The sequence below is a fragment of the Pantoea sp. SOD02 genome, from assembly GCF_024707505.1.
GTDB classification, from domain to species: domain Bacteria; phylum Pseudomonadota; class Gammaproteobacteria; order Enterobacterales; family Enterobacteriaceae; genus Pantoea; species Pantoea symbiotica.
On the sequence record NZ_CP102604.1, the window covers coordinates 1,476,704 to 1,491,978 of the forward strand.

The window sequence follows — 15,275 nt, forward strand, 5'->3', positions numbered from 1 at the left end:
CAAGCCACACAGCAAACCCCGGCAACCACGCAGCCTGCGGCAAGTGCGTCTGCAGAACCCGCCGCAATGCCGCGCGTTACTGAATCTGCTGCCCAGCCAACTTCGGTTCCACAGCCTGTCGCTGCGGCGCCTGAACCGATCGCGCAGCCTTCTACGCCGCTCTATCGTTTCGAGATGCCAAATGAACCGGCACCTTCACCGTTTTCGCCGGCTGATGACGATGAGGGCCCGAGAATGGGCAACTGGCAGGATGCCGCTCCATCTTCAGCGCCTTTAAATAGTGTCGCCGCTTCATCATTAGCTGCGGGAGCAGTAAAAGCAGCATCTTCAACAGCTGCTTATTCGCCTGCTTTCGATATCGTGCCTGAGCGTGATTACAACCCGCAGGTCAAGCAGGGCATTGGTCCAGAATTGCCGCGTCCGAATAAGGTTAAGTTGCCAACACGACGCGAGTTAGCGTCGTACGGCATTAAGTTGCCTTCGCAGCGCATGGCGGAAGAGCAGGCTAAAGATGCTGAGCAGCAACAGCCGGAAGTCACCGCGTCTTACAGCGTTCCTTCACAGGAAGATGATGGTGAGCTGCAAGAGGCGCAGTTGCGTGAAGCCTTCGCATCACAGCAGCAGAATCGTTATGGCGAAAGCTGGCAGGATGCGTCCGAGCCTGAGGATGAAGATGCATTGCAGCAGGCTCAACTGGCACGTCAGTTCGCCGATCAGCAGCAGCAACGCTATAACGAACCTGAAGTGAAAGAAGCGCCGGTCTTTAATCTGGACACATCGTCTGCTTTTGATTTTTCGCCAATGAAAGATCTGGTCGACGACAGCCCAAGCGAGCCGCTGTTTACGATCTCTGCAACGCCAGAGCCAGAAGAACCTGCGCAGTGGCAGCAACCCGCTGCGCCGGAGCCAGCGTCATTACCGTCGTTGAGTGCTGAATCTAGCCCGTGGTCGTCACCGGAACAGGAAGCCTATTCTGCGCCGCCTGCACCAGTGAAACCTGCTGCGTCAGCGCAGGATAGTTTGTTCCATCCGTTCCTGGTTCGCCATGAACAGCCGCTGGAAAAACCCTCTACGCCGCTGCCAACGCTGGATCTGCTCACGTCACCACCGGCAGAAGAAGAGCCGGTGGATATGTTTGCACTTGAGCAAACGGCGCGACTGGTTGAGGCTCGACTGGCTGATTATCGTGTGAAGGCGGAAGTAGTAGGTATTTCGCCTGGGCCAGTCATCACCCGTTTTGAGCTCGACTTAGCGCCAGGCGTTAAAGCCTCACGTATCTCTAACTTGTCGCGTGACCTGGCGCGTTCACTGTCAGCGGTTGCCGTGCGCGTGGTGGAGGTGATTCCAGGCAAGCCTTATGTCGGGCTTGAACTGCCAAATAAACATCGTCAAACCGTTTATCTGCGCGAAGTGCTGGATTGCCCTAAATTCCGTGAAAATCCGTCACCGCTTGCAGTGGTGTTGGGCAAGGACATTGCTGGCCAGCCGGTTGTGGCTGATTTAGCGAAAATGCCTCACTTGCTGGTTGCCGGTACCACTGGTTCCGGTAAATCGGTGGGCGTTAACACCATGATCATCAGCATGCTGTATAAAGCCACGCCGGAAGAAGTACGCTTTATCATGATCGACCCGAAAATGCTTGAGCTGTCAGTCTACGAAGGCATTCCGCACTTGCTGACGGAAGTGGTTACCGATATGAAAGATGCGGCTAATGCGCTGCGCTGGAGTGTTGGTGAAATGGAGCGTCGCTATAAGCTGATGTCTGCATTGGGCGTGCGTAATCTTGCCGGATATAACGAGAAGATTGAGCAGGCTGCGGCGATGGGCCGACCGATTCCCGATCCGTTCTGGAAGCCGGGCGATAGCATGGACACCACGCCGCCGGTGCTGGAAAAACTGCCTTATATCGTGGTACTGGTCGACGAATTTGCCGATCTGATGATGGCGGTCGGTAAGAAAGTTGAAGAGTTGATTGCTCGTCTGGCACAGAAAGCACGTGCGGCGGGTATTCACCTGGTGCTGGCGACACAGCGTCCGTCGGTCGATGTGATTACCGGTCTGATCAAAGCCAACATCCCGACACGTATCGCCTTTACCGTTTCCAGTAAGATCGACTCACGCACCATCCTCGATCAGGGCGGTGCGGAATCGCTGCTGGGCATGGGTGACATGCTGTACATGCCGCCAAACTCCTCAATGCCAGTGCGTGTGCACGGTGCATTCGTGCGCGATCAGGAAGTCCATGCTGTCGTTCAGGACTGGAAAGCACGTGGTCGCCCGCAATACATCGAAAGCATCACCGCTGGTGAAGAGAGCGATAGCGCGGCTGGCGGTATGATGGGTGATGAAGAGCTGGATCCGCTGTTCGATCAGGCTGTCTCTTTCGTGGTGGAAAAACGCCGGGCGTCCATTTCTGGGGTTCAGCGCCAGTTCCGTATTGGTTATAACCGTGCTGCACGCATCATCGAGCAGATGGAAGCGCAGGGCATCGTTTCTGAACCGGGACACAATGGCAACCGTGAAGTGCTTTCACCGCCGCCACACGAAATGTAAATTATCGCGTGCGATTGTCTGCTTATGGGCCAGTTAACACTGGCCCATTGTTTATCTGTTGGTCGATCCCCATATCTTCGGGAGCTTTCGGCTTTTTCTCCTGTCGAAGAGACAGGACGGCAACTGCATTTAATGCAGTAAGTGTCGGGAAACAATGAATAAGGAATCGAATCAGATGAAATTACGCGTTATTGCCTGTGGCCTGTTGGCCAGTTTTGTTTCCGCATCAGTATTGGCGGATGCGTCCAGCGATCTGCAACAGCGTCTCAATAAAGTGAACAGCTTCCATGCCAGCTTCAGTCAGAAAGTGACCGATGGCAGCGGCGCTAACGTGCAGGATGGTGAAGGTGAGCTGTGGGTTAAGCGCCCAAGTTTGTTTAACTGGCACATGACCGCGCCGGACGAAAGCGTAATTATTTCTGATGGCAAAAACCTGTGGTTCTACAATCCCTTCGTTGAACAAGCCAGCGTTAGCCTGCTGCAAAATGCGGCCAGCAATACGCCATTTATGCTGATTGCGCGTAACCAACCAAGCGACTGGAAACAGTACAACATCAAGCAGCAGGGTGATAACTTCGAGCTAACGCCGAAGAGCAGTGATGGCAACCTCAAGCAGTTCACCATCAATGTGACATCGTCTGGCACCATCAATAAGTTCAGCGCGATTGAGCAAGATGGTCAGCACAGCGATTATCAGCTGAAGAGCCAAAACAACGGCGCCATTAGCCCAGACAAATTCACCTTTACGCCGCCAAAAGGGGTAACGGTGGACGATCAACGTCAGTGAGGTCACGGTGAGTAACCTGTCTCTGGATTTCGCACCTTTGAATGAGTTTCAGCCGCTGGCCGCACGTATGCGGCCAGCTACGCTGCAACATTACATTGGGCAGCAGCATTTGCTGGCGCCCGGTAAACCGCTGCCGCGCGCTATTGAGGCCGGGCATCTGCATTCGATGATTTTGTGGGGACCGCCGGGGACAGGGAAAACAACATTAGCCGAAATCATCGCCCATTACGGTAAAGCTGATGTTGAGCGGATTTCTGCGGTGACTTCTGGCGTCAAAGAGATTCGTGAAGCGATAGAGCGCGCCCGGCAAAATCGTCAGGTGGGCCGACGCACCATTCTGTTTGTCGACGAAGTTCATCGCTTTAACAAAAGTCAGCAGGATGCATTCCTGCCACATATTGAAGATGGCACCATCACGTTTATCGGTGCCACCACCGAAAATCCCTCGTTTGAGCTCAACTCGGCGCTGCTATCGCGTGCTCGTGTCTACCTACTCAAATCTCTCACCACTGCTGATATCGAACAGGTTTTGCTGCAGGCGATGCATGATGACGATCGCGGTTATGGCAAAAGCGATATTGTGCTGCCGGATAATACGCGCCGCATGATTGCAGAGTTGGTGAACGGGGATGCGCGTCGGGCACTGAATACGCTGGAAATGATGGCGGATATGGCCGAAAGTAACGCCGAAGGACAGCGTGAATTAACGCCACAATTGCTTAACGAAGTTTCCGGTGAAAGAGCGGCGCGTTTTGATAACAAAGGCGATCGTTTCTACGATTTGATCTCCGCTCTGCATAAATCGGTACGCGGTTCAGCACCTGATGCGGCACTTTACTGGTATGCAAGAATCATCACCGCCGGTGGCGATCCGCTGTATGTCGCACGCCGTTTGCTGGCTATCGCTTCGGAAGATGTGGGTAACGCCGATCCGCGCGGCATGCAGGTTGCGTTAGCGGCCTGGGATTGCTTCACCCGCGTCGGTCCAGCTGAAGGCGAAAGGGCGATTGCGCAGGCGATTGTCTACCTTGCCAGCGCACCCAAAAGTAATGCCGTTTACACCGCTTTCAAAGCCGCGATGCGCGATGCCCGCGAATTTCCTGACTACGATGTGCCGGAACATTTACGCAATGCTCCGACCAAATTGATGAAGGAGATGGGGCTGGGTAAAGAGTATCGCTATGCGCACGACGAGACTAACGCCTATGCCGCTGGCGAAGTCTATTTCCCGCCAGAAATGGCGCAGACACGCTACTATCAACCGACTAATCGCGGGCTTGAAGGGAAAATTGGCGAAAAACTCGCCTGGCTGGCTGAGCAGGATCAAAATAGCCCGATAAAACGCTACCGCTGATAAACACCTTACGGTAAGGTGAGCAAGGATTTCATTGCATTCCATAGGGATGCAAGTCCCGCCATTCGTTCAATCAACCTTTTATTACACAGGATTAGCATGCTCGATCCCAACCTGCTGCGTAACGAGCCAGACGCAGTCGCAGAAAAACTGGCACGCCGAGGATTTAAACTGGATGTGGAAACCTTACGTTCGCTTGAAGAGCGTCGTAAAGTCTTGCAGGTAGAAACTGAGAATCTGCAAGCTGAGCGTAATTCCCGATCCAAATCCATCGGTCAGGCCAAAGCACGTGGGGAAGACATCGAGCCGCTGCGTCAGGAAGTGAACGCACTGGGCGAACGCCTGGATGCGGCTAAAGCAGAACTGGATGCCCTGCAGAACGAAATTCGTGACTTTGCCCTCGCATTGCCAAATCTCCCGGTTGACGAAGTCCCGTTGGGTAAAGATGACAGTGAGAACCAGGAAGTCAGCCGCTGGGGCCAGCCGCGCCAGTTCGATTTCCCGGTAAAAGACCATGTTGAGCTGGGTGAAGCCGCCAAAGGTCTGGATTTTGCCGCAGCGGTTAAACTGACGGGCTCACGTTTCATTGTGATGCAGGGCCAGATTGCGCGTCTGCACCGTGCGCTTAGCCAGTTTATGCTTGACCTGCACACGCAGCAGCACGGTTATCTTGAAACCTATGTTCCGTATCTGGTTAATCAGGAAACACTGTATGGAACCGGACAACTGCCGAAATTTGGTGAAGATCTGTTCCATACCAAGCCGCTGGGCGAAGAAGCAGGTAGCAGCAACTATGCGTTGATCCCAACCGCTGAAGTGCCGCTGACCAATCTGGTGCGCGATGAAATCGTTGAAGAAGAATCTTTGCCGCTCAAACTCACCGCACACACGCCATGCTTCCGTTCTGAAGCCGGTTCGTACGGACGTGATACGCGCGGTTTAATCCGTATGCACCAGTTCGACAAAGTGGAAATGGTGCAGATTGTGGCGCCTGAAACTTCTATGGACGCACTGGAAGAGTTGGTCGGCCATGCAGAGAAAGTGCTGCAGCTGCTCAATCTGCCATACCGTAAAGTGCTGCTTTGCACCGGCGATATGGGCTTCGGTTCTGCCAAAACTTACGATCTGGAAGTTTGGCTGCCAGCACAGGACACCTATCGTGAGATCTCCTCTTGCTCCAACATGGGTGATTTCCAGGCTCGTCGTATGCAGGCGCGCTGCCGCAGCAAAACCGACAAGAAACCACGTTTGGTGCACACGCTGAACGGTTCTGGTCTGGCGGTTGGTCGTACTCTGGTTGCTGTGCTGGAAAACTACCAGCAAGCAGATGGCCGCATTGAGGTGCCTGAAGTGTTGCGTCCTTACATGGGCGGACTGGAATTCGTTGGCTAATCAACGCGCAATTATATAAGCCCGGCAATGCCGGGTTTTTTGTTTCTTAAGCTGAAAAAGAATTATTTTTTAGTCGGAATTAATCAGAAATAAACGTCATCGACAATAAATGGCTGTTAACCATTAAAAATCATAAATTCAATTAGATAGATGCCTGCCTGTTATCTTTCATCCTGCCTCTAACCCGCTGAAGATAAATAAAATAAATTGTGCTGCAGCAAATCGTGCGGCGACGATTTTTTGCACATTGACTTTAAATTAGCAAATGGCAAACTGCGCGCAATTATCGTCATCTCTTTTGGTTTTATTCCCTATGTCAACCTGGTCGCGCCCCGTCGTTTTGCTGCTTTGCGGCTTAATGCTCATGACGGTGTCTATTGCTGTGCTTAATACGCTGGTACCGCTATGGCTTACCCATGATCAATTGCCAACCTGGCAAGTGGGTATGGCTAGCTCATCGTATTACACCGGTAATTTGCTGGGCACTTTGCTCGCGGGCTGGTTGATCACGCGTTACGGTTTTAATCGCTGTTTCTACCTCGCCAGTGTGCTTTTCGCCGTGGCGACCATGGGCATGGTGATGCTGGATGGTTTCTATAGTTGGACCATGCTGCGCTTCACCGCAGGTGTGGGTTGTGCACTGATTTGGGTGGTGGTTGAGAGCGCCTTATTATGCAGCGGTACCGTACGTAATCGTGGTCAGCTGCTCGCGTCATATATGATCATCTACTACCTCGGCACGGTTGCCGGCCAGTTGTTGGTGAGTCGTGTGTCGACAGAGCTGCTCCACGTGATTCCGTGGGTTACTGCGCTGATTATCTGTGCGGTGTTGCCGGTCGTATTTGTGCATGTTAATGCCAGCGCTGCGACGGAAGAGGCTTCAACGGGTCACCTTTGGGTGATGTTGCGCCGTCGTAGTTCACGTCTCGGCATCAATGGCTGCATCATTTCCGGTATCGTTCTCGGCTCGCTTTATGGCTTGATGCCTTTGTATCTGTCGCATCAGGGCATGAGTGATGCAACCGTCGGTTACTGGATGGCGTTACTGGTCAGCTCGGGTATTGTCGGCCAGTGGCCAGTAGGACGTTTAGCCGATCGCTTTGGTCGCCTGATGGTACTACGTGTACAAGTGTTTGTGGTTATTCTGGGTGCGATTGCCATGTTGGGTGATGCTGCGATGGCGCCAGCACTTTTTGTACTGGGTCTGGCAGGTTTCACTCTCTATCCGGTGGCAATGTCATGGGCGTGCGAAACCGTGGCGCATCATGAGTTAGTGGCGATGAATCAGGCATTACTGTTCAGTTATACCGTGGGCAGTTTGGTGGGGCCGGGAATGACGTCAATGCTGATGCAAAACTACTCTGATCGCTTGCTGTTTGTGATGATAGCTGCAGTTGCACTGGTATATCTGGTGATGCTGCTGCGTAAAGCCGATCATCAGGCAACGCCGGTTGCACATGCTTAACGCATTAATATGAAATAGTAAAAAGGGGAGCCAGCGGCTCCCCTTTTGTTTGCGGTTAATACATCACTTCATGACCGTAGCTGGCGAGGATATTTTTCACTCGCTCCATGGTTTCTTTACTCGGCGGCTTAACACCATCCAGCTTGTACTCTTCACCCATGGCAATCCATTTGTGTTTGCCTAACTCGTGATAAGGCAACAGTTCAATCTTCTCAATGTTATCCATATCCTTAGTGAACTCACCTAAGCGATGCACGGAATCATCATCATCAGAGTAACCAGGCACAACAACGTAACGAATCCAGGTGCGTTTGCCTCTCTTCTGCAGGTAGCGCGCGAAGTCCAGCGTACGATGATTGGAAACGCCCACCAGAACTTCATGCACATCATCATTGATCTGTTTTAAGTCGAGCATGACCAAATCTGTGGCATCCAGTAATTCATCGATCACTGGGTCGTAGCGACGAACAAAACCGTTGGTGTCGAGACAGGTGTGAATACCTTCAGCCTGGCAGGCGCGGAACCAGTCACGCACAAACTCGGCTTGTAAGATCGCTTCGCCACCCGACGCCGTCACGCCGCCGCCAGATGCATTCATAAAGTGACGATATGAGAGCGCATCCTTCATCAACTCTTCAACGGTAACTTCTTTACCGCCATGCGTGTCCCATGTATCGCGGTTATGGCAATACAGGCAGCGCATAAGGCAGCCCTGAAAAAAGGTGATGAAACGGATGCCTGGGCCGTCAACGGTGCCGCAGGATTCAAAGGAGTGGATACGACCGATGGTTGACATTGCGATGGGTTCTCCAGGTGAGCCTGAACCTCAGGCAGCACAATCTATGTCGTGCTCTAAAAGTGAAAGTCGATTTTGCCAGGTCGCCAGCACCAGCAAGCTGGCAAAACGGACTTGTGGAGAAAAGGCTCCCGCAGGAGCCTTTTAATCTCAGTAAAGTGCTATTACAACGACTGAGTGAACGTACGGGTAATTACATCTTTCTGCTGCTCTTTGGTGAGCGAGTTAAAGCGAACAGCATAACCGGATACGCGAATGGTCAATTGAGGATACTTCTCAGGATGTTCCATCGCATCCAGCAGCATCTCACGATTCATCACGTTAACGTTTAGATGCTGACCGCCCTCAATGTTAGCTTCATGGTGGAAATATCCATCCATCAAGCCAGCAAGGTTAGTTTTACGCACGTTATCATCTTTACCCAGTGCATTCGGCACGATGGAGAAGGTATAAGAGATGCCGTCTTTAGCATAAGCGAAGGGCAGTTTCGCGACCGAGGTCAATGAAGCTACTGCACCTTTCTGATCACGGCCGTGCATTGGGTTAGCACCCGGTCCGAACGGTGCACCCGCACGACGTCCATCTGGCGTGTTACCGGTTTTCTTACCATAAACCACGTTAGAAGTGATGGTCAGTACTGACTGAGTTGGCACCGCATTGCGGTAGGTTTGCAGTTTCTGAATTTTTTTCATGAAACGTTCAACCAGATCGCACGCCATGTCATCAACGCGCGAGTCATTGTTACCAAACTGCGGATATTCACCTTCAATTTCAAAGTCTACCGCTAAACCATCTTCATCACGGATGGTTTTCACTTTGGCGTATTTGATAGCAGAAAGTGAGTCAGCGGCAACAGACAGACCCGCGATACCACATGCCATGGTGCGATAAACGTCACGGTCGTGCAGTGCCATCAGTGAAGCTTCATAGCTGTACTTATCGTGCATGTAGTGAATGATATTCAGGGAGGTGACGTACTGCTTCGCTAGCCAATCCATGAAGTGATCCAGACGCTCCATCACGATGTCGAAATCAAGAATCTCGTCAGTGATTGGCGCTTCTTTCGGACCAACCTGCATTTTCAGTTTTTCATCAACGCCGCCGTTGATTGCATACAGCAGGGTTTTTGCCAGGTTGGCACGCGCACCGAAGAACTGCATCTGCTTACCGACAATCATTGGGCTAACGCAGCAGGCGATAGCATAGTCATCGTTGTCAAAGTCAGGACGCATCAGGTCGTCATTCTCATACTGCAATGAGGATGTATCGATAGAAACTTTTGCGGCGTATTTCTTGAAGTTAACCGGCAGTTTTTCAGACCACAGAATGGTCATGTTTGGTTCCGGAGATGGACCCATGGTGTAAAGCGTATTCAGGAAACGGAAGGTACTTTTGGTCACCAGAGTACGGCCATCTACGCCCATACCCGCTAATGATTCTGTTGCCCAGATTGGGTCACCGGAGAACAGCTCATCGTATTCAGGCGTACGCAGGAAGCGAACCATACGCAGTTTCATCACCAGATGGTCAATCAGTTCCTGTGCGTCTTCTTCAGTCAGTTTCCCGGCCTGAATATCGCGATCAATGTACACATCAAGGAAGGTGGATACGCGACCAAAGGACATCGCCGCACCATTCTGAGATTTCACCGCCGCGAGGTAGCCGTAGTAAGTCCACTGAACGGCTTCTTGTGCATTGGTAGCGGGCAACGAGATATCTGAACCATACTTCGCAGCCATCTCTTTGATTTGACCCAGCGCACGATGCTGTTCAGAAATCTCTTCACGCAGGCGAATAGTGGCTTCGAGGTCAACGCCATTCTCCATATCGCTTTGCAGAGAATTGAACTGAGCAACTTTGTCTTTCATCAGGTAATCGATGCCGTACAGCGCGACGCGGCGATAGTCACCGATGATACGACCGCGACCATAGGCATCAGGCAGACCCGTCAGTACGCCTGATTTACGGCAGCGCATGATGTCTGGGGTATAAACATCGAATACGCCTTGGTTATGGGTTTTGCGGTAATCAGTGAAGACTTTTTTCAACGCGGGATCGAGTTCGCGGCCATAAACCTTGCAAGAGCCCTCAACCATTTTGATGCCGCCGAACGGGATGATGGCACGTTTCAGAGGCGCTTCAGTTTGCAGACCAACAATTTTTTCCAGCGATTTGCTGATGTAGCCGGCGTCGTGAGAGGTGATGGTTGAAGCCAAATCGGTGTCAAAATCCACCGGCGCGTGAGTGCGGTTCTCAATTTTGATGCCTTCAAGCACGCTGTCCCACAACTTAGTTGTGGCTGGAGTCGCGCCCGCGAGGAAGGACTCGTCGCCTTCATACGGTGTATAGTTTTTCTGGATAAAGTCACGGACGTTGACGCTGTTCTGCCATTCGCCGGCGCTAAATCCTTCCCAGGCTGACGCCATTTTTTCATTCAGTTCGGACATGATATACCTGCCTTATTTAGGGAGACTTTGACGTATGGCGCGCTGCTTCAGCACGCCAGTACCAATTCATTAATGCACCGGCTCATCGCCACGCAGATAGATTACCCAGTAGGTCAAACCGACTAATAATCCGCCGCCAATAATGTTGCCGATGGTTACGGGAATAAGGTTATTAAGAATAAAATCGCTAACGCTGAGTGAGGGAAACTGTGCTGCGCTTGCACCAGCCATTTGCCAGAATTCCGGGCTGGCAAAATCACGGATAACAATGGCCATCGGAATAAGGAACATGTTGGCTATGCTGTGTTCGAAGCCGCAGGCAACAAACATCGCTACCGGTAAGATCATCGCAAACATTTTATCCATCAGGCTTCGGCCGGAGTAACTCATCCATACCGCCAGGCAAACCATCAAATTGGCGAGCGTGCCGAGACTGACTGCTTCAATAAAGGTGTGATGCATCTTGTGGTCAGCGGTTTGCAGAAGGTTTAAGCCCCAGGCACCATTCGCCACCATGTGTTCACCGGCCAGCCAGATCAGCGCTACAAAGAACAGCGCGCCAAACAGGTTACCTATATAGACGGTCAACCAATGTCGACCAAGTTGCAGCCAGGTGATTCGGCCGCTGGCTTTTGCCACCACGATCAGAACAGTTGAGGTGAACAGGTCAGCGCCACACACGACCACTAACATTAAACCGAGTGAGAAACAGATACCGCCGATCAGTTTTGCTATGCCGTAGGGCATGGCTCCACTTCCGGTAGTTGCAGTGATATAGAAGACAAATGCAATTGAGATAAATACGCCAGCAGTAATGGCAAGGAAGAATGTGGTTAAAGGACGTTTAGTAGCTTTATATATGCCGGCTTCTTCTGCAACTTTCGCCATTGCCGCCGGTAATAATGAATTAAAAGGGTTGTCAGCTTTCACACTAACGCTCTCCAAAAATTGCCTGTAAAGATACTAACAAAGGAGTATAGGTCAGAAATTGATGTGGATCATATTTGACCGGAAGGTTACTGATAAGCGAAGCGATAAAGCATGCATTTTGTGATTAAATAATTGAATTATTTAAAATAAATAATTTTTAATTTATACAAAATAAGTTGAAGTCGGATGCAGTCAAGGCTGGGTTTTGTTAAATATCATTAACGAATGAAGCTTAATTGTTATTCAATAATACGCTTTAATATCTTTGCATGGTCAAAATAAAAAAATGGCACTGATTTTTTTCAGTGCCATTTACCAATACGCTAATTTCTATGGATAAGACTTAAAGCGTTAAGGCTATTTTTGTGACCAATAACGACGCTTAGCTGTCTGCAGTTTTTCATAGGCAGCGAGTAATGATTGATGCGCAGGGAATGCTTTGAGGTCCAAATCGACCGCTTGCAATCCATAGAAAGGCGCTTCACCACTGATAGCCGCTGAAGCGGCCTCAACTGCCGCCTGGCCATACATACGGATAAAGGCACGATGATATTGAAGCGGATCGCGTTCCTCTTCCATTGCCAGCAGCAGCAAGGTTTGCAGGCAGCGATAGTAGTTAGCGCGCTCTTCGCTGAAGATGGACTGGTTAAATTCCATCGTCCATTCAGTCCAGATCAGAGCCTGATCCAGGTCGCCACCTGCCAGCGCTAGCATCGCTTTCAGCTCGCCGATACGCAGCGTGTACCAACCATTATCTTTGCCTGATGCCAGACCCAGCAGTTCGCGCACGCGAGTAAAGTCATCATGACCTTCCTCATCCAGTTGCACGATCAGCTCGAGATAGGCCTCAGGTTCCCATTGGCTTTCCGGCAGCGCCAGCAGCGTTTCGCGCAGTGGTGCACCCATGCTGTTATTCGCCAGCAGCAGATCTTCCGCTGGATAAATATCAGACATACCAGGAACGATAATGCGGCAAGCGTAAACGCTCAGATGTTCATAGTCAGCGATATAGACTTCTTTATCTTCCGCACGGAAGATCGCCATCAGCGTATCAAACTCTTCGTGCGTGGTACCCGCAAAGCTCCAGTCGACGAAAGGATAGTCAGCATCGTCTTTGAACATATCCCATGAAATCAGACCGCTTGAATCGATGAAATGCGTTTCCAGGTTAGCGTGTTCCGCCACTTCTTCATCATCAAACGTCGGCGGAGTAAACACGTCGAGATCTTTCAGACCACGGCCCTGCAGCAGTTCAGTAACTGTACGCTCCAGTGCGACGCCAAAGTCCGGATGTGCACCAAATGAAGCGAAACAGGTACCATTTGCTGGATTGAACAGCACTACGCAGATAACCGGATATTTACCGCCCAGTGAAGCATCGTAAGAGAAGATTGGGAAACCTTCTGCTTCCAGACGATCAATCGCTTCAATTACGCCAGGATAACGTTGCATCACCTCTGCTGGAATTTCTGGCAGGCTGATGGATTCGGCGATGATGCGATTCTTGATATGGCGCTCAAAAACCTCAGACAGGCCCTGTACGCGCGCTTCGTTCGCGGTGTTACCGGCTGACATACCATTCGAAACGTACAGATTACCGATGATGTTCATCGGGATATAAACCGTTTGCTGGTCAGATTGACGGGTAAATGGCAGGCCACAAATCCCACGCTCGTCATTGCCGGATTGCAGATCAATCAGCTCAGAAGCACCCAGGCTCTCATCAGGATCATAGAACTTGCGCAGGCGCGCATCCAGAATGCCTTCTGGCAGGCTGTCGTCTTCAGTGAGCGGGAACCACTTTTCATTCGGATAGTGAACAAAATCGCCATTAGCGATGGATTTACCTAACCAGAAATCGGCGAAGAAATAGTTAGTAGAGAGGCGCTCAAAATATTCGCCCAGTGCTGAAGCCAGAGCGGCTTTTTTGCTAGCACCTTTGCCATTTGTAAAGCACAACGGGCAGTCGCGATCGCGAATGTGTACTGACCAGACGTGTGGCACCGGATTCAGCCAGGAAGCTTCTTCAATATTGAAACCAAGGTCTTGCAGTTTCTGCTGAAAGCGAGCAATGGAATCTTCCAGTGCGGCGTCTTTTCCGGGGATAAACGTTTGCGTCATGGTGGCGCTCTCTTAAGTCAAAGGGGTGGGCGTAAAGCGCGCAATAATACGGGTTTTATGCGTGCTTCGCTATTCAGTCAGCCAAATTTATCTCAGTCTGGTTAAGGTTTTTACGCTATTCCGCTCCCCGCTTTTTCTTTCTGGAACTACCTCACAAAATTCCACAGCTTAATGCATTTATGACATAAGCTGCGGTGGAGCTGGCTCTGGAAATGTGATCGCTGCCGGATTAATGATTGCAGCCATCTGGAGGCAATGATAAAACCGGTGGGGTATTCATAACCGTTCGATATGACAGTGGTGAGGGGAAATGACTCAGGTTTATAATTTTAGCTCTGGCCCGGCTATGCTGCCGGTAGAAGTGCTCCGTCGCGCAGAACAAGAACTGACAAACTGGCACGGATTAGGCACCTCGGTGATGGAGATCAGTCACCGCAGTAAAGAGTTTATTGCTGTTGCAGAAGCGGCAGAACAAGATTTTCGCGATCTACTAAAGATCCCATCCAACTACAAAGTTTTATTCTGCCACGGCGGTGCGCGTGCACAATTCGCGGCCATCCCCGGCAACCTATTGGGTGACGCAAAAACCGCAGATTATATTGACGGCGGTTACTGGGCTCACAGCGCAATTAAAGAAGCCGAAAAATTCTGCTCGCCAAATACCATTGATATAAAAACCACTCGTGATGGTAAACGTGCTTTATTACCAATGCGTGAATGGCAGCTGAATGATGATGCGGCTTACGTCCATTTCTGCCCGAACGAAACGATTGATGGCATTGCTATCGATGAAGAGCCAGATTTTGGCGATAAGATCGTCGTTGCCGATCTCTCTTCTACTATTTTGTCTCGTCCAATCGATGTGAGTCGTTATGGCGTAATCTACGCTGGCGCGCAAAAAAATATTGGCCCGGCGGGCTTAACCTTAGTGGTTGTGCGCGAAGACCTGCTGGGTAAAGCACAGCGTTATGTGCCTTCTATCCTTGATTACAAGGTGCTGGCCGAAAACGAATCGATGTTCAACACCCCGCCAACTTTCGCATGGTATCTCTCTGGCCTTGTATTCAAATGGCTGAAAGAGAAGGGCGGCGTGGCCGAGATGGACAAGCTGAATCAGGCAAAAGCCGACTTACTGTATGGCGTGATTGATAACAGCGCGTTTTATCGCAACGATGTCGCGAGCGAAAACCGTTCACGTATGAACGTTCCATTCCAGTTAGCCGATTCATCTTTGGACAAAGTGTTCCTGGAAGAGTCTCTCAAGGCTGGTCTGCATGCGTTGAAAGGCCATCGCGTGGTTGGCGGTATGCGTGCATCGATCTACAATGCGATGCCGCTGGAAGGCGTTAAAACACTGACTGAGTTCATGGTTGACTTCGAACGTCGCCACGGTTAATTGCTTTTTTCATGCCAGCTTGTCTGGTATCAGA

Annotated in this window: 9 protein-coding genes and 1 pseudogene; 6 read left to right on the forward strand and 4 right to left on the reverse strand. The window is 50.9% G+C overall.

Annotated elements, in window-relative coordinates:
* Positions 1–381 precede the first annotated feature (381 nt).
* The 5 genes and pseudogenes from NR302_RS23730 to NR302_RS06860 form a co-directional block, all read left to right on the forward strand.
* A pseudogene (locus tag NR302_RS23730) lies at positions 382–2,553 on the forward strand (DNA translocase FtsK); the annotation flags it as partial.
* Between the two features lie 175 nt (positions 2,554–2,728).
* On the forward strand, positions 2,729–3,340 hold the full coding sequence (lolA, locus tag NR302_RS06845; protein WP_008102417.1) for an outer membrane lipoprotein chaperone LolA: 612 nt from the start codon (positions 2,729–2,731) through the stop codon (positions 3,338–3,340).
* Positions 3,341–3,347: 7 nt separating this feature from the next.
* A complete protein-coding gene (locus NR302_RS06850) occupies positions 3,348–4,694 on the forward strand; it encodes a replication-associated recombination protein A (RefSeq protein ID WP_258144856.1) in 1,347 nt (448 codons plus the stop codon).
* Between the two features lie 99 nt (positions 4,695–4,793).
* On the forward strand, positions 4,794–6,086 hold the full coding sequence (serS, locus tag NR302_RS06855) for a serine--tRNA ligase (protein WP_008102413.1): 1,293 nt from the start codon (positions 4,794–4,796) through the stop codon (positions 6,084–6,086).
* A 313-nt stretch (positions 6,087–6,399) separates the two neighbouring features.
* A complete protein-coding gene (locus NR302_RS06860) occupies positions 6,400–7,551 on the forward strand; it encodes an MFS transporter (RefSeq protein WP_258144857.1) in 1,152 nt (383 codons plus the stop codon).
* A 55-nt stretch (positions 7,552–7,606) separates the two neighbouring features.
* Here the strand turns inward: NR302_RS06860 and pflA are convergent, their stop codons facing one another.
* The 4 genes from pflA to ycaO all read right to left on the reverse strand — a co-directional run bounded on the left by pflA (position 7,607) and on the right by ycaO (position 13,845).
* Positions 7,607–8,347, reverse strand: coding sequence for a pyruvate formate lyase 1-activating protein (gene pflA / locus NR302_RS06865; protein WP_154153048.1), 741 nt, complete (start codon positions 8,345–8,347; stop codon positions 7,607–7,609).
* A gap of 164 nt (positions 8,348–8,511) precedes the next feature.
* Positions 8,512–10,794 (reverse strand): formate C-acetyltransferase, encoded by a 2,283-nt coding sequence (gene pflB, locus NR302_RS06870; protein WP_258144858.1) that lies wholly within the window; start codon positions 10,792–10,794, stop codon positions 8,512–8,514.
* A gap of 69 nt (positions 10,795–10,863) precedes the next feature.
* A complete protein-coding gene (focA, locus tag NR302_RS06875) occupies positions 10,864–11,724 on the reverse strand; it encodes a formate transporter FocA (RefSeq protein ID WP_008102405.1) in 861 nt (286 codons plus the stop codon).
* Between the two features lie 357 nt (positions 11,725–12,081).
* Positions 12,082–13,845 (reverse strand): 30S ribosomal protein S12 methylthiotransferase accessory factor YcaO, encoded by a 1,764-nt coding sequence (gene ycaO / locus NR302_RS06880; protein WP_258144859.1) that lies wholly within the window; start codon positions 13,843–13,845, stop codon positions 12,082–12,084.
* Positions 13,846–14,155: 310 nt separating this feature from the next.
* Between ycaO and serC the strand changes: the two genes are divergently transcribed.
* Positions 14,156–15,241 (forward strand): 3-phosphoserine/phosphohydroxythreonine transaminase, encoded by a 1,086-nt coding sequence (gene serC / locus NR302_RS06885; protein ID WP_061717145.1) that lies wholly within the window; start codon positions 14,156–14,158, stop codon positions 15,239–15,241.
* Positions 15,242–15,275: the final 34 nt, after the last annotated feature.

Excerpts from the sequence above, each read along its gene's own strand:
- NR302_RS06860 (WP_258144857.1), top strand. The coding sequence starts at position 6,400 with ATGTCAACCTGGTCGCGCCCCGTCGTTTTGCTGCTTTGCGGCTTAATG.
- pflA (WP_154153048.1), bottom strand. The coding sequence starts at position 8,347 with ATGTCAACCATCGGTCGTATCCACTCCTTTGAATCCTGCGGCACCGTT.
- serS (WP_008102413.1), top strand. The coding sequence starts at position 4,794 with ATGCTCGATCCCAACCTGCTGCGTAACGAGCCAGACGCAGTCGCAGAA.
- lolA (WP_008102417.1), top strand. The coding sequence starts at position 2,729 with ATGAAATTACGCGTTATTGCCTGTGGCCTGTTGGCCAGTTTTGTTTCC.
- ycaO (WP_258144859.1), bottom strand. The coding sequence starts at position 13,845 with ATGACGCAAACGTTTATCCCCGGAAAAGACGCCGCACTGGAAGATTCC.
- pflB (WP_258144858.1), bottom strand. The coding sequence starts at position 10,794 with ATGTCCGAACTGAATGAAAAAATGGCGTCAGCCTGGGAAGGATTTAGC.
- serC (WP_061717145.1), top strand. The coding sequence starts at position 14,156 with ATGACTCAGGTTTATAATTTTAGCTCTGGCCCGGCTATGCTGCCGGTA.